This is a genomic window from Bombella pluederhausensis (assembly GCF_026385525.1).
Classification (GTDB): domain Bacteria; phylum Pseudomonadota; class Alphaproteobacteria; order Acetobacterales; family Acetobacteraceae; genus Bombella; species Bombella pluederhausensis.
The window spans coordinates 26,057-42,575 of sequence record NZ_JANIDY010000003.1 but is presented as its reverse complement, the minus strand read 5'-3'; the positions used below and the strand labels follow the sequence as shown (position 1 = coordinate 42,575).

The 16,519-nt window shown below is 52.0% G+C and carries 16 protein-coding genes and 1 tRNA gene; 11 read left to right on the top strand and 6 right to left on the bottom strand.

What is annotated here, in order from left to right; all coding sequences use genetic code 11:
* Window positions 1-6: 6 nt before the first annotated feature.
* From panB to NQF86_RS06580, 7 genes are all read left to right on the top strand, one after another.
* Complete coding sequence (gene panB / locus NQF86_RS06610; RefSeq protein WP_266116848.1) at window positions 7-840, top strand: 3-methyl-2-oxobutanoate hydroxymethyltransferase; 834 nt, start codon at window positions 7-9, stop codon at window positions 838-840.
* 97 nt (window positions 841-937) lie between these two features.
* Window positions 938-2,080, top strand: coding sequence for a glycine cleavage system aminomethyltransferase GcvT (gene gcvT / locus NQF86_RS06605; RefSeq protein WP_266116847.1), 1,143 nt, complete (start codon window positions 938-940; stop codon window positions 2,078-2,080).
* A gap of 426 nt (window positions 2,081-2,506) precedes the next feature.
* Window positions 2,507-3,607 (top strand): chemotaxis protein, encoded by a 1,101-nt coding sequence (locus NQF86_RS06600; RefSeq protein ID WP_266116846.1) that lies wholly within the window; start codon window positions 2,507-2,509, stop codon window positions 3,605-3,607.
* A gap of 54 nt (window positions 3,608-3,661) precedes the next feature.
* The gene (locus tag NQF86_RS06595; protein ID WP_266116845.1) at window positions 3,662-5,284 is read left to right on the top strand and encodes a hypothetical protein; all 1,623 of its coding nucleotides are present in this window, start codon (window positions 3,662-3,664) and stop codon (window positions 5,282-5,284) included.
* Complete coding sequence (locus NQF86_RS06590; protein WP_266116844.1) at window positions 5,284-5,562, top strand: YkgJ family cysteine cluster protein; 279 nt, start codon at window positions 5,284-5,286, stop codon at window positions 5,560-5,562. Before NQF86_RS06595 ends, NQF86_RS06590 begins: the two co-directional genes overlap by 1 nt.
* 202 nt (window positions 5,563-5,764) lie before the next feature.
* The gene (locus NQF86_RS06585; RefSeq protein WP_266116843.1) at window positions 5,765-6,067 is read left to right on the top strand and encodes a putative quinol monooxygenase; all 303 of its coding nucleotides are present in this window, start codon (window positions 5,765-5,767) and stop codon (window positions 6,065-6,067) included.
* A gap of 24 nt (window positions 6,068-6,091) precedes the next feature.
* On the top strand, window positions 6,092-7,051 hold the full coding sequence (locus NQF86_RS06580; RefSeq protein WP_266116841.1) for an ROK family protein: 960 nt from the start codon (window positions 6,092-6,094) through the stop codon (window positions 7,049-7,051).
* 177 nt (window positions 7,052-7,228) lie between these two features.
* On the opposite strand, the gene glnA is transcribed toward NQF86_RS06580, so the two are convergent.
* On the bottom strand, window positions 7,229-8,689 hold the full coding sequence (gene glnA, locus NQF86_RS06575; protein ID WP_266116840.1) for a type I glutamate--ammonia ligase: 1,461 nt from the start codon (window positions 8,687-8,689) through the stop codon (window positions 7,229-7,231).
* Between the two features lie 160 nt (window positions 8,690-8,849).
* Between glnA and tldD the strand changes: the two genes are divergently transcribed.
* Both tldD and NQF86_RS06565 read left to right on the top strand, forming a co-directional pair.
* The gene (gene tldD, locus NQF86_RS06570) at window positions 8,850-10,337 is read left to right on the top strand and encodes a metalloprotease TldD (RefSeq protein WP_266116839.1); all 1,488 of its coding nucleotides are present in this window, start codon (window positions 8,850-8,852) and stop codon (window positions 10,335-10,337) included.
* A gap of 169 nt (window positions 10,338-10,506) precedes the next feature.
* On the top strand, window positions 10,507-11,640 hold the full coding sequence (locus NQF86_RS06565) for a hypothetical protein (protein ID WP_266117044.1): 1,134 nt from the start codon (window positions 10,507-10,509) through the stop codon (window positions 11,638-11,640).
* Between the two features lie 62 nt (window positions 11,641-11,702).
* Here the strand turns inward: NQF86_RS06565 and NQF86_RS06560 are convergent, their stop codons facing one another.
* On the bottom strand, window positions 11,703-12,080 hold the full coding sequence (locus NQF86_RS06560) for a YggT family protein (RefSeq protein ID WP_266116838.1): 378 nt from the start codon (window positions 12,078-12,080) through the stop codon (window positions 11,703-11,705).
* Between the two features lie 90 nt (window positions 12,081-12,170).
* Between NQF86_RS06560 and NQF86_RS06555 the strand changes: the two genes are divergently transcribed.
* A tRNA-Ala gene (locus NQF86_RS06555) sits at window positions 12,171-12,246 on the top strand.
* Between the two features lie 69 nt (window positions 12,247-12,315).
* Here the strand turns inward: NQF86_RS06555 and NQF86_RS06550 are convergent.
* Window positions 12,316-12,969 carry an HD domain-containing protein gene (locus tag NQF86_RS06550; RefSeq protein ID WP_266116837.1) on the bottom strand — a complete coding sequence of 218 codons (654 nt, stop codon included), beginning with the start codon at window positions 12,967-12,969 and terminating at the stop codon, window positions 12,316-12,318.
* 170 nt (window positions 12,970-13,139) lie between these two features.
* On the opposite strand from NQF86_RS06550, the gene NQF86_RS06545 reads away from it, so the two are divergent.
* Window positions 13,140-14,108, top strand: coding sequence for a GlxA family transcriptional regulator (locus tag NQF86_RS06545; RefSeq protein WP_266116836.1), 969 nt, complete (start codon window positions 13,140-13,142; stop codon window positions 14,106-14,108).
* A gap of 79 nt (window positions 14,109-14,187) precedes the next feature.
* Here NQF86_RS06545 and NQF86_RS06540 read toward each other — a convergent pair whose 3' ends face one another.
* Genes NQF86_RS06540 through NQF86_RS06530 form a run of 3 tightly spaced genes read right to left on the bottom strand, consistent with a single transcriptional unit; the run spans window position 14,188 to window position 16,518 of the window.
* Window positions 14,188-14,775 carry a PqiC family protein gene (locus NQF86_RS06540; RefSeq protein WP_266117043.1) on the bottom strand — a complete coding sequence of 196 codons (588 nt, stop codon included), beginning with the start codon at window positions 14,773-14,775 and terminating at the stop codon, window positions 14,188-14,190.
* Complete coding sequence (locus tag NQF86_RS06535) at window positions 14,775-15,731, bottom strand: MlaD family protein (RefSeq protein ID WP_266116835.1); 957 nt, start codon at window positions 15,729-15,731, stop codon at window positions 14,775-14,777. Before NQF86_RS06535 ends, NQF86_RS06540 begins: the two co-directional genes overlap by 1 nt.
* The gene (locus NQF86_RS06530; RefSeq protein WP_407652885.1) at window positions 15,724-16,518 is read right to left on the bottom strand and encodes an ABC transporter ATP-binding protein; all 795 of its coding nucleotides are present in this window, start codon (window positions 16,516-16,518) and stop codon (window positions 15,724-15,726) included. Before NQF86_RS06530 ends, NQF86_RS06535 begins: the two co-directional genes overlap by 8 nt.
* Window position 16,519 lies beyond the last annotated feature (1 nt).

Genomic DNA, 16,519 nt, shown 5'->3' with positions numbered 1-16,519 from the left:
CCCATCATGCGCCGGACAACAATCGCAGACTTTCAGAAAATGAAGGATGAGGGCCGGCGGATCGCCATGCTCACGGTCTATGATTACGCCTCGGCCCTGATTGCCGAACAGGCGGGCGTGCCGGTCATTCTGGTGGGGGATTCTCTGGGCATGGTCATGCAAGGGCAGGACACGACCCTGCCCGTGCGTGTGGAGGACATGATCTATCACGCCCAGATGGTCCGGCGTGGCAGTCATAAGGCGCTCATCGTGGTGGACCTGCCTTTCCTTTCCTATGCGACCGAGCAGGATGCGGTGAATGCCGCCCGGCGTGTGATGCAGGAAGGTGGTGGGCAGGCTCTGAAGCTGGAAGGTGGCCGGGAGATTGCCCCGATTGTCCGCCGCCTGACGGAGATGGGTGTGCCTGTCATGGGGCATCTGGGTCTGACACCGCAGGCACAGCATCAGATCGGCCTGCGGGCACAGGCCAAGCAGGTGGAAGCTGCCCGCAAGCTGCTGGATGATGCTCGTGCGCTGGAAGAAGCCGGGGCGTTCGGCATTGTGCTGGAGGTTATTCCTGCGGAGCTGGCGGAGCGTGTTTCAAAATCAGTGGCTATCCCGACCATTGGGATTGGTGCCGGGCCGGGTTGTGACGGGCAGGTGCAGGTCTGGCATGATGTGCTAGGTCTTTTTGAAGGTAAATCTCCTCGCCATGCCCATCGTTTTGCCGAGATTGGGGAGCAGATGGTGGGAGCACTATCCCATTATGTGCGGCAGGTTGAGGAAGGGTCGTTTCCGACACAGGCGCAGAGTGTGAGCATGAAGCCGGATGTTCTGAAGGCCCTTGAGTCTGAAGGCTGATGACCCTTTCCCGGCGCTTTGCAGGCCCGGATTGTCAGAGGGGGATGAAGCTGGCAGAGTGTCCGTTTCCCCCCTGTACAGGCAGGATGAAAACAGAATGACGGATGAGATCTTACAGCCCAGCCCCCTTCAGGCACTTCATAAAGAACTGAATGCCCAGATGGGAGGATATGACGGCTACGAACTGCCCGCACATTATCCTTCTGGTATGGAGGTAGAGCATCTGCATACCCGCAAGCAGGCCGGTCTGTTTGATATTTCCCATCTGGGGCAGGTGCGTGTCCGGGCTAAGGATGGCAACATGACTGCCGTGGCTGAGGCACTTGAGACCTTGATGCCTGTGGATGTCATGGGGCTGGAAAAAAACAGGATACGTTATGCCCTGCTGACGACCGATCAGGGGGGCATCCGGGATGATCTGGCTATTTCACGGCAGGAAGGGGATTTCCTGCTGATACTGAATGGCAAAAACCGGGAAGCCAACGCTGATTACATTGAGAATGCACTGGGTGATGAGTGCAGGCTGGTGCGGGAGTTCGACCGGGCCATGATCGCCCTTCAGGGGCCGGCAGCGGCAGCCGTACTGTCTCAGATACTGGATGCATCACTCATCACGGGTATGCGGTACCGTGACAGTTTCGACCTTCAGCATGAGGGGGGTATCATCACCGTTTCACGCTTCGGCTATACGGGGATGGATGGTTTTGACATCTGCCTACCGGCTAATGCGGCGGAAGCATTTGCCCGCCGTCTTCTGGAACATCCGGATGTTGCCCCTGCCGGTCTGGAAGCACGTAACAGCCTGCGGCTGGAAGCAGGGCTGTGTCTGTACGGTGCGGATATCGACAAGACAACTTCGCCGGTGGAAGCCTCTTTGGTTGGCAATATTGCGGTATGTCGCCGCCCTGGTGGGGAGCGTGCTGGTGGGTATCCCGGCGCTGAAACGATTGAAGGGCAGCTCGAACACGGCATTTATCGTCAACGTGTCGGGTTGAAGCCGGAAGGGGATGTTCTTCTGGCGGGCGGTGTGGAGCTGTTTTCAGATGAAGCCAGAACCGACCGTGTGGGCCGTATCACGTCAGGCTGTTTCAGCCCGACTTTGCGGTGCATGATTTCCATGGGGTACGTGACCCCTGCCCATGCGGCAGAAGGAACACGACTTTTTGCTGTTGATGCCGCCGGGCAGCCTCATACGGTTGTAGTTACTGCCCTGCCATTCGTTTCACAGATAGGGCATTGATCCTGTATCAGGTTGTCTTTTGTGGACATTTCTGTGAAAGCGTTGCTGTTTTTTGGGGAGAACAGCTGGAGGCTCCATTAAGGAGCCTCCAGAAGGGGTATACTAGTAATTTTTTTGTAATGCCCTAATGGTGAAAATAGAGTGTTCTACATTTAGCGCTGAGCTTTTATAAATTTTGTCCAGAATGAACATACGGGTGTTTGACATCTGACTAACACTTATGGGGAAGGTTAAATAATTAGCGTATAGATGAGTGTTTTCTTTATATCTCTTACTTTTATTATATCAAGGCAAAGGTTAATTACATATTAAAGGAAAAATGGATCTAAAAGCACTTTTTATAGATGTAAATTATAGATTGCCTTTTTAAATAGAATTAGGTCTAAATCATAAAAGATTCTAAATAATTCATGATGGGATTTTATCGTGCCACTTCCTCTTATCCTTGGTGCTGCAGCATTAGCTGCCGGGGCGTATGGCGTTAAGAAAGGCTATGATGGCTATCAGAGCCATTCAGAGGCTGATGATATCGTTAATCGTGCGAAAAAACGCTATGCTCGAAATAGAGAAGTCTTTGATGCACAGGAGGCCGCCACAACTTCGGCTCTTGAAGTGTTAGGAAAGGAAGAACTACGTATTGGACAGTGTTTTAATGAATTTAAAATACTGGCTGATAAGTTATTGCATAAATTAAATGCTAGCCGACAAGATAAATTGGAAATAAACATTCCTAAGCATAAATTAAATAGTGTTGATAGTTACAGTTATACAGCCATTGGCGTGCTGGGGACTGTAGCGGGAGCAGGTGTTACCGGGGCTGCCACAGGATTCGCTATATATGGAGGTGTAATGGCACTGGGTGCTGCCTCTACTGGTACGGCTATATCTTCTTTAGCTGGTGTTGCTGCGACTAATGCTACATTAGCAGCTATTGGTGGTGGTTCGTTGGCTACTGGTGGTTTGGGTATGGCTGGTGGCACGGCAATTCTCGGTGCTGCTGTAGCGGGTCCGGTGCTGGCCATTGCGGGGTGGGCTTATAACAGTCATGGTGAGGAATCGCTGAAGAATGCGCGTAAGGCAGAAAGTGAAGTCAACAGCGCCGTGGAAAAACTAAAAAGAGCACAACAGAATCTTAGTGACATAAAACGTTATTCTTCTGATATTCTTTCTGTATTGAAGTCCATTTATGAACAATTTGATAAATATTTTGAGGTTCTTAAAGAGATTTCCGATTGGATCGAAACCTCTGGATCAACCAAACAGAATGCACAGGCCAAATTGGCTCAGGTGAATGATACTGTCATTTATGCAATTCAAAATGGTTATGCCTTGGCAGCCATTCTTGTTGATTTGATTACGACGCCACTTTTTAAGGTCAAATATGTTAATGGTGAGGTTGTTAAGGATAAAAATGGTGTATCGATAATGGAGACAGATGAAGATGGTTCGATGATCCTTAATAAAGATCGTTTGGATCAGGAAATTGATAAGGCTAAGGAAAAAGCTGCCCGTAGAGAATCTACTTGATCTCCTTGATAGCTTTACGTTGTTTTGTACATTACTTATTTTTCGGATGTTGCCATGTCTGTTGCTGCACAAGATTTTCCTTGGACTAAGGAACTTGAGAAGACTTTAATAAAGAGCTTGGCAACAAGCTTTGGTTTGGACTTCTTGCTCTTTAAAGACCAGAAAGGTGGTGAAGTAGACACCATACATAACGTACGTAATGGTGTGTGGGCCACAGACACGGAACGGAAACGCTACGATCAACGTGAGGCTTACAGCAGTAAGGCCTATCATGAGCATGCTAATTATAAAAGTACCGGTCAGCAGGATGGAGTCCGTCAAACAGGCGGAACTTTGTATGATCCGTACCGCAATACCATGATGGGCGTTAATGAAAAACGCAATCTTGATCATGTCATTAGTGCTAAGGAAATTCATGATGATGCAGGGCGTGAACTGGCAGGTCTAAGTGGAGTAGACTTGGCCAACCAAAGCAGCAATCTACAGTCTACACATGAAAGTGTTAATAAATCGAAGAAACAGGCTTCTATTGATAATTATCTGCAGAGATTACCGGATCTGATCACTACGCATGAATCTACGTTGGTTAGAGATCGGGAGCGCTTGGCGGGTCTGAAACGTGAAACACCTGAGCACCAGCATCGGATTCGTGTCTTAGAAGACAAGATTCGTAAGACCGAGAATAAGATTACCGAACTGAAAGCTGTTGATTCTGAAGCCATGCGCAGGCGTGATGCTGAAGCGCGGGGGGCTTATGAACAGCAAATTAATCGTACATACTATTCCAGTAGTAAGTTTTTGTATCAAACAGCTAAGGCTGCTGGTATGGCAGGGATAGCTATGGGTACCCGACAGATGCTTGGAGTTGTTCTGGCAGAGATCTGGTTCGAGTTGCGTGAACAGCTACCTGCATTACTTAATGAACTTAAACAAAACTTCAAGCTTGAGACATTTATTAATAGCATTAATAAGTCTCTCAAAGGGATATGGAAACGCGTACAAGAGCGTTTCAGCTATTTTCTGAAAGTATTTAAGGATGGTGTTTTTGCAGGTGTCTTTGGAAGCCTGACAACAACGTTATTTAATATTTTTGTTACTACTCATGAAATGGCGATAAAGATTATCCGTGAATTATGGGGGCAGCTGATCGAATTTATTAAATTGATGGTCTTCAATCCAGATCAGCTAAGTTTTACCGAGCTCTGCCAGAAGATAGTCTCTTTGTTGTCTATAGGGGTGGGTACGGTGGTTGGTTCAGTTGCATATGCTAAATTGTTACCAATATGTAACTTTCCATTTGGTGCTGAGTTAGCGGCATTTGCCAGTACATTTATCACGGGGATTTTAACATTAGGTTTGAACTACTTCTTACTGTACAGTAAAATAGCTCGGAAGGTTTGGAAGTGTATTAATTCATTTATGCCGCATGTAGAAACGGTCAAGGAGTTCCAAGCTGTTAATGCAGAGCTGGATCGTTATTTAATTGAATTAAGTTTGTTAGAGTTTAATCTTGATGCAGAGGAGTTGCAGGCTTTTACATTGGACCTGAAAGTTTGTAATGATGAAATTCAGCGTAACCTTGTGCTCAAAAAAGTAATTAGGGAGCGTGGTATCGAATTGCCATTTGAGATGGGAGATTTAGGAAGTACACGAAACTGGTTGGCATCATTGTTGTGATGACAAAAGAATTTCCCTGCACTCAGTGCGGTCTGTGTTGTCAAAATGTAGATATGGCGGAACAGACACGTTATTTGGATCGAGGAGATGGGAGCTGTCAGTATTATGATGATACAGGCAAGCGTTGTTTAATTTACGAAACTAGGCCAGATATTTGTAGGGTAGATCGACAATATCAGCTGAATTATGCAGAGCAGTATAGCTGGGACGAATTTGTTGATGCAAATGTCGCTGTTTGCCGCATTTTGAAAAATCTTGATTTCGAATTAGGTAAATGAATCATGAAAGGAAGTTTTCTAGGTAGGGCCTTTACACGGCCCTGTTTTTTGTCGAGGCTCACAACCATGTAAGGCGGAGGCAGACAGAAATCCCGTGGCTTTTCCCGTCAGATGGCCTACTGGGACTGTGTTGTTGCCGGGGCCTGTTTTGCTCAGTGAGCCATGATTGACGGCTGAGCATGGAAGCACGGGGAGAGTCGAGATGAGTGAAGCCATCCATATTCTGGCACTGATTACCATTCCAGAAGGGAAAGCGGCGCAGCTGGAAAAGAAGGTGCAGAGCTGTGCTGCCCACTCGCTGAAGGAAGAAGCTTGCCAGCGTTACGAGATTTCCCGTGATGCTGAAAAGAAGGGCCGTTTCACGGTAAGTGAAATCTGGGCCAGTCAGGCCGGGTTTGAGACGCATCTGGCCAGCGATCACTTTGTGGAGCTGGCGAGCTACGCCGAGGAACATGGTGCCGTGCTGGAGGTGATCCGTCAGCAGCCCTTGCAGCCTGCCTCTTAAGTCGAAATTAGGGAGAATCTACCAATGGCTGACTATCGTCTGGGAATTGATTTTGGCGGCACGAAAATTGAGATTCTTGCGCTGGACCGTGGCGGCAAGGAAGTGCTGCGTGAGCGTATTCCAAACCCGGGTGTTTATGACAAGGCCATCGAGGCCATTCGTGACCTTGTGTTGAAGGCTGAGGATCAGATCGGCTGCGTTCCGGCCCACCGTATTACGGGCACACAGCTGACCTCCACGCTGGGCATTGGCATTCCCGGCTCTCTGTCCCCTGAGACAGGACTTGTCCGCAACTCCAATGCGACATGGCTGAACAACAACCCCTTCAAGCGTGATGTGGAGGAGAGCCTCGGCCGCCCCATCCGTGTCGAGAATGATGCCAACTGCTTCGCCCTCTCTGAAGCTGCTGATGGCGCTGGGGCGGGTTATTCAACTGTTCTGGGTGTGATTATCGGGACAGGTATGGGCGGTGGCATTGTGGCAAATGCCCGTGTCCTGTCCGGCCATCATCATATTGCTGGTGAATGGGGGCACATTCCGCTGCCATGGGCCAAGCCGGAAGACATGCCCATGCGGAAATGTTTCTGTGGCAATGAGGGCTGTCAGGAGCGTTACCTCTGTGGTCCGGCTCTGGCTGCTGAATGGAAGGGCGAAGGTAACCGTTCCCCGAACGGGATTGAGGAAGCCGCCCGTAATGGCGATGAAGCTGCCATTCGTGCGCTGGACCTGTATATGGACCGTTTCGCCCGTGCCTGCGCACAGGCTGTCAACTTCCTTGATCCTGACGTGATCGTGCTTGGTGGTGGCGTGTCCAACCTGCCCAGCATCTATGAGCGTGTGCCTAAGCTGCTGCCTCGTTATGTGATTACCTCCCCTTGCACGACACCGATCGTCCAGAACCGTCATGGTGACAGCTCTGGCGTGCGTGGCGCTGCATGGCTGTGGGATGTTGCCGAGAGTGGTATGCCCAAGCCGACACACTAAAAAAACATCCTCTCTTTGAGGGGTGAGGAAAAGGGCTTCTCCCTACTGGGAGAGGCCCTTTTTCATGAGGCTGTTCGATAAAGAAAAACCGCCTGTCTTTCATAAAAGACAGGCGGTTTTCTGTAAGCTGACAACTCTCTCCTGCCCTCGGAAGGGCAGGAAAGTTCCTGTAGGAAATCAGACGGAGTAGTACATTTCGAACTCAACCGGATGCGGTGTGTGCTCGAAGCGGTACACCTCCTGCATCTTGAGCGTGATGTAGCTCTCGATCTGATCTTTGGTGAAGACATCCCCTTCCAGCAGGAAGGCATGATCGGTCTTCAGGGCTTCCAGAGCTTCACGCAGGGAGCCGCAGACAGTCGGGATCATGTTCAGTTCTTCCGGCGGCAGCTCGTACAGGTCCTTGTCCATGGCTTCGCCCGGATGGATCTTGTTGCGGATACCGTCCAGACCAGCCATCAGCATGGCGCTGAAGGCGAGGTAAGGGTTGGCTGTCGGGTCGGGGAAGCGGACCTCAACACGCTTTGCCTTCGGGCTGGTAGCATGCGGGATACGACAGGAAGCGGAACGGTTGGCAGAGGAGTAAGCCAGCAGCACCGGAGCTTCGAAGCCCGGGATCAGACGCTTGTAAGAGTTTGTGGATGGGTTGGTGAAGGCGTTCAGCGCCTTGGCGTGCTTGATGATACCGCCGATGTAATACAGGGCTTCATCAGAGAGATCAGCATAGCGCTTGCCAGCAAAGAGCGGCTTACCATTCTTCCACACGGACTGATGTACATGCATCCCGGTGCCGTTATCGCCATAGATCGGCTTCGGCATGAAGGTTGCTGTCTTGCCGTAGGAATGAGCAACATTGTGCACGCAGTATTTGTAAATCTGCATGAAGTCAGCAGACTTCACCAGTGTAGCGAATGCTGTCCCCAGCTCATGCTGGCTGCGGGCCACTTCGTGATGGTGCTTCTCAATTGGCAGGCCCATCTCGCCCATGGTGGCAAGCATTTCGGCACGCAGGTCATGCTCGCTATCCACCGGCGGGACCGGGAAGTAACCACCCTTACGGGCCGGACGGTGGCCCATATTGCCTTCCGGATATTCCTTCATGGAAGCTTCCGGCCCCTCGATGCTGTCGAGGTGGTAGGTGCCGTAATTCTCACCCGTGCCGAAGCGGACGCTGTCAAAAATGAAGAACTCAGCTTCCGGGCCGAAGAAGGCCGTGTCACCCAGACCGCTCTTTTTCAGGTAGGCTTCTGCCTGCTTGGCGGTTGCACGGGGGTCACGGTTGTAATAGCCGCCTGTCTTGGGGTCGATGATGTCGCAGATGAGGATCAGCTGCGGGCGGGCGGAGAAAGGATCAACCACGGCAGTTTCCGGGTCTGGCAGGAGAACCATGTCAGACTCGTTGATAGCCTTCCATCCCTGGATGGAGGAGCCGTCAAACATGAAGCCTTCGGTGAAGGTGTCGTCCTCGATTGTGCGGACAGTCTGGGTTGTGTGCTGCCATTTGCCCTTTGTGTCGGTGAAGCGGAGATCGACAAACTCAATGCCGTGCTCTTCGATCAGCTCAAAAACGCGCTGGACGGCGGCTTTCTGAGGGGAAGGGCGTTGTGCGGAAGGAGTGGAAACTGCTTTTTTCGCCATGGCTGCATGCCTCGCATTTTTTGGACTGATACCAAAACGATTAAGGGACAATCGGCCATCTGTCGAGTGCTTGCTCATAAACTTCATTTCATGAGACACTTACGATCTCATTATTCTATAATTCCAAGCCTCTGCTGTACGGAAAGCCCATCTGGTGGTCATGTCTGAATCGTCCCTGACAAAAATCTCTGATTCCCTGTTTTTCCATGATGCTCTGTCATGGAATCACGATGAGGTGAGCAAACAGCTCTCCCAGAGTCTGGCAGGTATGGATGATGGCGAGCTGTTTCTGGAATATCGTGAAGAAGAAACATTGGGGCTGGAGAATGGCCTGCTGAGGAATGCCGGTTTTAATCGGTCTTCCGGGTTTGGGCTGCGGGGCGTGCTGGGGAGCCAGACTATTTTCGCTCATTCCGACCTTCTGGGGATGGAAGCACTCAGGCGGGCTGCGGAAGGGCTGGGCAGTGTAGAACGCACAGCGCTCAGACCAGACCAGATACCTCATGGCCATGTGGGAGATGTGAAGGAGGCTGATAGCCGCTCTGCTCTTTATGGGGCTGTACATCCGGCAGCAGGAAGTGAGTTTGCTCAGCGTGCGGCCCTTCTGGGCGAGATTGACGCTTATGGCCGTGGGCTGGACAGCCGGGTCGTACAGGTGAATGCAACGCTCAATACACAGTGGCAGGTCGTGCGCATTCTGCGCCCTGCGTTCCTTCAGGGAGACCGGGCTGGCCCGTTGGTGGATGTGCGCCCTCTGGTACGGCTCGATATTTCTGTTGTGGTCGAGCAGGACGGGCGGCGGGAGAGTGGTCGGGCCGGACAGGGGGGACGGTATGCGCTGTCTCGTCTTATGGACCCTTCCTGCTGGCAGGCCATGACGCAAGAGGCATTGCGGCAGGCTCTGGTGAATCTGGGGGCCGTGGCGGCTCCAGCGGGGGAGATGCCGGTTGTGCTGGGGGCTGGCTGGCCAGGGATTCTGCTGCATGAAGCGGTTGGCCATGGTCTGGAAGGTGATTTCAACCGGAAGGGAACATCTGTTTTCTCTGGCTGTGTGGGCAAGCGTATTGCAGCGCCGGGGGTAACGGTGGTGGATGATGGCACCCTGCCGGAACGCCGTGGCTCTTTGAACATGGATGATGAAGGTACGCCCACACATCGAACGGTCTTGATTGAGGACGGTATTTTGCGGGGCTATATGCAGGACCGGCTGAATGCCCGTCTGACTTCTGTGGCACCAACAGGGAATGGGCGCCGCCAGTCTTACGCTCATGCACCGATGCCTCGCATGACTAATACCATCATGACGGGTGGAATGTCCTCAGAGGAGGAGATGATCCGCTCTACAAAGAAGGGCTTGTATGCCCGTAATTTTGGTGGCGGGCAGGTTGATATTACCTCTGGCAAGTTCGTGTTCGCTGCTTCCGAGGCCTATCTGATTGAAGATGGCAAGATCACCTCTCCGGTAAGGGGGGCAACGCTGATCGGCAGCGGTTCTGATGTGATGGAGCAGATCAGCATGATCGGCCCCACTATGGAGATGGACCCCGGCATAGGGACGTGCGGCAAGGCTGGGCAGGGTGTGCCTGTGGGTGTTGGGCAGCCTATGTTGAAGGTCAGCGGGTTGACGGTTGGTGGCACAACCTCCTGAAAAATCATTCAAAACGGGCTGATTGTTTTGTCTGTCCAGAGGGGCTGACGGATAGATAAAACAAATGGAATATGTTTCAGATATAAATAATTTTTCGTTTCGCTATTGCAAAATATCTTTTTGCTGTCGTAATATTTTTTTATCGCAGCAATTGAGATGGTTCACCGTGATGAAGAAGTCCGTGCGTTACGCAGCCCTTCTGTCCAGCCTTTTTGTGGGTACTTATGGTGCCTCCGCACAATTATACGCCGCGGATGCCGCTATTGCTGCTAACGCCAGTGTCGGGACGGATGGTAAATCTGTAAAGAAAACAGATAAGAAAACACCGCCGACCAGTGGTACTTCTACTGTGGCAGCGACCCAGAACAAGGCAGTGCAGGCACAGTCTGCTCCTGCCGCCGCTGAAAAACCGGCTCACAAACCGCTGCCAGAACAGTGGTATACGGGGTCCCTCTACTCTCCATCACCAGCTTTGCCTACGCCGGGTATGATTGCGGTGGAGCCGTATGTGGCTGCTGGACTGCCGGCTGGTGCGTTTGACTCCAACGGTCATCTCAATACACGTAAAGGGGCAGGGGGACAGCATTCCATCTCCCAGTTCTCACTGGCGAAATATGGTATCACTGATCATCTTTCCATCTATCTGCTGCCGACATACAGCTATAGCTGGGGGAACCACACCAAACATTCCGGCCTGAAATTCAATGACCTCCCGGTAGAGTTCCAGTACCGTCTGACACCCCATTATACGCCGTCCATCACGTTGTATTTCGGTGTGAATACACCAACAGGTGACTATAAGAATCTTTCCAATGCTTCAGAAGGTGTTGGTCAGGGTGTGTGGGCGCTGCGTTATGGTGTGCATAGTCAGTTTGCTTTGCCGTTCTTCAAACATGCCATGCGTGTCCGTCTTTGGGCGCAGGTGCGGCACCCTGTGGCAAGCACCAAGCTACGGAATATCACCAGCTACGGAACAGAAAAAGGCTTCGTTGGTCGGGGACATGCCGGCCCTTACGGGAACGATGGTGGGTCTGTGGAGCTGGGTATCACCAAGAAATGGGTCTTTGCGTTGGACCTGTATCACACATGGTCCACGTCTAACTCTGTTAATGGGTATAACCGTTATACGAAGCAGTATATCCACTCTCGGACAGGTTGGTCCGGTGCCTTTAATGTCGGTCCCGGTATTGAATATAACTGGACATCAAGCGTTGGTGGGATTGTTGGTGTGATCTTACCTGTGGCAGGGCATAATACGTCCCGCTCTATTTCGCCTCAGGCTGCTGTGTTTGCCGTGTTCTGATCGAACGGCACAGATCAAAAAAGAAACACCCCATTCTGGTCTCAGAATGGGGTGTTTTCGTATCAGCCCTGCGGCAGAAAAAAGAGTGTGAAAATGCTCTTGAGAATAAAGGGAACGCCATATTGTATGGCAAGCAATAGAATGAGTGGGGCAAAATCCATCATGCCCGTGGGGGGCAGAATGTTGCGGATTGGCTGAAGCACGGGTTCTACCAATCTGGCCAGCATTTCAAACAGACTACCCATGAAGCGGTTGGAATGTGGGTCTATGACACCAAAGCTGATGGCCATGCTGGCAAGACAGTAGGCAAGGATGATCCAGGTATAGACATCCAGAACCACCAGAAGCAGGTTTGTGGCTTGGAGATAGATGAGCGCAGCATGCACAGGCAGGGCCCCTTCCTGATAGTGTGTGAGGATGCAGTGCGACAGATGTAACAATGTTCTGCACGACTGGCGAGGTCAATTGCATCAGGCCCGGTAATCTTGACAGTACCTGTCGTGCATGATGTTCTGAAAGTCACGGATCGTGGGGCTATAGCTCAGTTGGGAGAGCGCCTCGTTCGCAATGAGGAGGCCAGGGGTTCGACTCCCCTTAGCTCCACCACGATATTTCTGGAAAATAGACTTGCCCCTGTTGCTTGCTGAGCTGCTCAGCATCAGCGGTATTTTGCATTTATCCTGCCCAGTGGGAGCAGCGGATGATAGAGCAGAAGTTGCCTCTGTGGAAATGCGGGTCCTTATCGGCGAGGACATCAGCCTTGACGTTACCAAAGGTCGTTTCAGGCTTGTGTTTGATGCCGTCATAAAAACTCTGGATGATGTCTTCTTTGAAGGCCGGAGTGCGGGGGAAGGCAGCGACAACGGCTTCTCGAATGTTATCCGGATAATCTTTATAGGATAGGCCCAGCACATCCATTTCAACGCCTGCCGTAGTCAGGGCGATGATGGGATGCATGAACTGCGGAATGCCCGGTGTGGTGTGCAGGGCGATGCCAGTCCATACTTTTTCTATGTCGGAAGGGTCAATGTGGTAGCTTTGCAGAAAAGCCAGGGCGGCATTGGCTCCATCTACTTCAAAACGGAGATTAGGGCTGCTGTGTGATGGCATGAGCCCGATGTCATGAAACATGGTGGCAGCATATAGCAGCTCAGCATTAAAGCTCAGGCCACGGTTTTGACCAGCAAGAGCAGCAAAGAAATAGACACGGCTTGAATGATTGAAAAGAAGTTCTGTTTCTATATCACGGATATATTCTGTAATAGCCCGTGTCAGAGCGGTATCAGGAATGTTTATGCCTGAAATGGCAGGGGGTAAAGTGACTGTCATGATAGCGGCCCTTCATTGCATATGTGATGACTTCGGGGTGTCGGCATATCTATTTTATCGGCGTAAACCGGGTGAGGCGGCAATCAGGAATAGCGTTGGAAAATGGCCAGATAGGCACGGTATTCTGCCGTTGGATATGAGGTCTGGTATCTGAGGGGGAATAGAAGCCTGTGGTTCGCAGAAAAGTGGCGCTCGTCATTCAGGAAGGCGTGCAGGCATTGGATGCTGTCGGTCCGCTGGATGTGTTTGCTGAAGCAAATGCTCATCTGCCTGCATGTGAGCATTACGAGTGCTCTTTGATAGGACATCATTCAGCCCCCGTACGTGCTTCAAACGGCCTATTGTTTTTGGCTCATATGACATTTGAACAAGCCTCGGACCCGTTTCATACGGTGCTTGTCGCTGGCGGCCCGTGCTTGCCGGATGGCGTTGAAGATCAAGTGATTTCAGCTTGGTTGCAGGCTGCTTGTGGCAGGGCCATACGTTATGGTGCCATTTGTACGGGGGCTTTTACGGTAGGACATGCTGGCCTGCTGGATGGGCGCATCGTTACAACCCATTGGCGTCATGCTGGGCAGTTGGCGCAGCTTTTCCCTAAAGCGGATGTACAGCCAGACCGAATCTATGCTCGGGATGGGCGGCTGGTGACATCCGCGGGGGTAACGGCCGGGATTGATCTGGCTCTTGCCTTGGTAAAAGAAGATCACGGTCCAGCTATTGCATTGGCCTGTGCGAAGCAGCTGGTGGTTGTTGCACAGCGGCAAGGAGGCCAGTCACAGTTTAGCCCGCTTCTTATGTCGGGAGCAGCTTACGAAACGCCCCTTAGTAGCATACAGGCCCATGTTACAGCCCACTTGAACGAGGCATTTCCTGTGAGGCGCCTTGCTACGATTGCAGGCCTTAGCGTACGCAGCCTGTCCCGCCTGTTCATGAAAGAGATGGGATGTACGCCGCATGATTATGTAGAGGCTATTCGTATCGATCGTGCCCGCAACTTGCTGGAGGCAACAGATCTTGCCGTTAAGGCTATCGCTTTTGACTGTGGTTTTAACAGCCCGGCACAGATGAGGGCTGTTTTTCGGAAGAAGCTGGGTCTTAGCCCTGTCCAGTACCGTGCTTCTTTTCAGTATCGTACGTGATCTCACCCGTTATGAGAGGGAGATCGTCTATCCTGCATGGCTTCCGTATGAAGGGAAGCATGCAGGATAATCCCGGGACTTACGGAGCCACCGGAATGGAGCTGGAAATATGAGTAGCCAGCTGCATGACGAGGTTACGCATCAAGGCTGCCGTATCAGCATCCGTTTTGACCGGACCTGTGGCTGAGAGATGGACGATATTGCGGATGATGGGCTTGTGGCGGTCACGTGGTGCAATGGCCCAATGTGCATTCAGGACAGCATGACCGCTCACATCCACATCAAACTGGGAGATAGCGATCACGACCTGCATGTCCGCTGCTTTAATCAGAGGCTGGTCTGTAAAGAGCGCATTATGCTGCGTGGCAGCTACTTCGTTTGTGATGAGGTCTGTCACACCAAGAGAGAGGCGGGATGCCCATCGTGAGTTGGAGCTGCGGCGGAGTTCCTCACCATTACGGGTAATGATGTCCTGACAGTCCAGATAATCCGGCATGATGACCCGGCTGATCTGCACAACAGTCGTATCAGGCTTTACCTGAAATGACTTGGTCTCGGAGTGGACGGGAATCCCGAGTGTATAAACATGAAGCTGCGGGGAAGCACACCCTGCCAGCAGAGTGCAGCTTCCAAGAAGGGCCAGAGCAGTACGGCGGAGAGAGAACATCACGGGCGGCGTCCCATAAGCAGAAGTTGCGGATTACGCTCCACATCGCTGGCGAAGCCACGGAGAGAGGAAGCCGTAGCGGCGATGTCACGCAGGGCAGCGTCCAGATTGGCACGATCCACGGAGCGGGCTGAAAGGATATCCTGAAGGGAATCCAGCGTCTTCGTAGCGGTGGACAGTGTTACATGCAGGTCCTTGCCACGGGCATCTAGCTGGTTGGTGCCTGTATCAAGCAGCTTGTCCATTTTCAGTAATGTTACATCCAGCCGTGCCTGAAGGTCCTTGATGGCAACAGTGGCGGCTTCCACGGTTTCCTGTGAACGATCAGATGTTGTCTTCACGCTGGCAATGAGGCCCGGAAGCTGATGGCGCAGCTCATCACTGAGTGATGTGATGGAGAGCAGAGCGGTGTCAGCATGCTGGCTGATATCCTTAATGGGGATCTGCTCCAGCGTGTTTTTCAGTTTTTCCATGGTGGAAAGACGGACAGGGACCTCCGGCAGGGAGGTGATGCGTGGATGCAGGACAGCAGGGACTGATTTGTCGAAGTCGAGTTCAATGTCGGACTGACCAGTGACAAGGCTCTGGAGATTCAGGCCAGCCCGCAGACCGTTATTGATCATGTCCTGAAGATTGATCTGTTTCTCGCCGATCACATCATGAACGACATGCATCTGCCCCGATTCCAGCGTGATAACGACAGGGATATAGGCTTTCCTGTCCTTGGGGTCGAAATGCAGGGTGATGCTTTTGACAGAGCCTACCTTCACGCCACGGAAATTGACGGGCGCCCCTACCGAAAGGCCAGAAATGGAGTTCTGGAAGACGGCAACCACCTCTTTGGAGGATGAAAAGAGGCGCATATGGCCAAAGGCCATGATGACGAACACCAGCAGCACGCCCCCAAGGACGACAAAGGCGCCGATCTGGGTTTTCCTGTTTGTGTTTTCAGACATGCTGTTCGGCCTTCTGTTCTGTCTGGGAAGGGATGGAGGCAGAGCGGTGCATGAAGGCGGTCACCTCCGGGATGGTACAGTTATCATGCAGCTCACGGGGGGAGCCATGAGCAATGGGCCTGTGGGTGACGGCATCCAGAAAGATGCCATCATCAGCGATGGTGAACAGGCTGGGGAGCTCATGGCTGACGATCACGATCGTTGCACCAAGGCCATCACGCAGAGTGAGGATCAGATCATCCAGCCGGGCGGAGGTGATGGGGTCCAGCCCTGCGGAGGGTTCATCAAAAAACAGGATGTCCGGCTCCAGAGCGATGGCTCGTGCAAGCCCCGCACGTTTGCGCATTCCCCCTGAAATCTCGAACGGGAAAAGATCAATAGCGTGTTCCATGCCTACAAGGCCGAGCTTCAGCCGGACAAGCTGTTCAATGGCATCCGGCTTAAGGTCTGTGAACATTTCCAGCGGGAGAGCAACATTCTCCCCTACGGTCATGGAGCTCCACAGAGCACCATTCTGGAACAGCACACCATAGCGGCGGTTGATGGCCGTACGGCGGGCATCATCCTGTGCCCAATAATCGTCACCGCCGACCATGATCTGCCCTTCTGTTGGGCGGAGAAGTCCGACAATGCTCCTCAGCAGGGTGCTTTTGCCGCAGCCTGACCCACCCATGACGGCAAAAATGGAGCCTTTTTTCAGGTCGAAAGAGACTTTCTGCTGAATAATCTTCGGCCCAAAGGACAGTTGCAGGTCACGGACGGAAATAAGGGTTTCCTGATCAGACATC

Bases quoted from the DNA above. Each gene is read 5' to 3' on its own strand.
- panB (WP_266116848.1), top strand. From the start codon at position 7: ATGCGCCGGACAACAATCGCAGACTTTCAGAAAATGAAGGATGAGGGC.
- gcvT (WP_266116847.1), top strand. From the start codon at position 938: ATGACGGATGAGATCTTACAGCCCAGCCCCCTTCAGGCACTTCATAAA.
- NQF86_RS06595 (WP_266116845.1), top strand. From the start codon at position 3,662: ATGTCTGTTGCTGCACAAGATTTTCCTTGGACTAAGGAACTTGAGAAG.
- NQF86_RS06590 (WP_266116844.1), top strand. From the start codon at position 5,284: ATGACAAAAGAATTTCCCTGCACTCAGTGCGGTCTGTGTTGTCAAAAT.
- NQF86_RS06585 (WP_266116843.1), top strand. From the start codon at position 5,765: ATGAGTGAAGCCATCCATATTCTGGCACTGATTACCATTCCAGAAGGG.
- NQF86_RS06580 (WP_266116841.1), top strand. From the start codon at position 6,092: ATGGCTGACTATCGTCTGGGAATTGATTTTGGCGGCACGAAAATTGAG.
- glnA (WP_266116840.1), bottom strand. From the start codon at position 8,689: ATGGCGAAAAAAGCAGTTTCCACTCCTTCCGCACAACGCCCTTCCCCT.
- tldD (WP_266116839.1), top strand. From the start codon at position 8,850: ATGTCTGAATCGTCCCTGACAAAAATCTCTGATTCCCTGTTTTTCCAT.
- NQF86_RS06565 (WP_266117044.1), top strand. From the start codon at position 10,507: ATGAAGAAGTCCGTGCGTTACGCAGCCCTTCTGTCCAGCCTTTTTGTG.
- NQF86_RS06550 (WP_266116837.1), bottom strand. From the start codon at position 12,969: ATGACAGTCACTTTACCCCCTGCCATTTCAGGCATAAACATTCCTGAT.
- NQF86_RS06540 (WP_266117043.1), bottom strand. From the start codon at position 14,775: ATGTTCTCTCTCCGCCGTACTGCTCTGGCCCTTCTTGGAAGCTGCACT.
- NQF86_RS06535 (WP_266116835.1), bottom strand. From the start codon at position 15,731: ATGTCTGAAAACACAAACAGGAAAACCCAGATCGGCGCCTTTGTCGTC.
- NQF86_RS06530 (WP_407652885.1), bottom strand. From the start codon at position 16,518: ATGTCTGATCAGGAAACCCTTATTTCCGTCCGTGACCTGCAACTGTCC.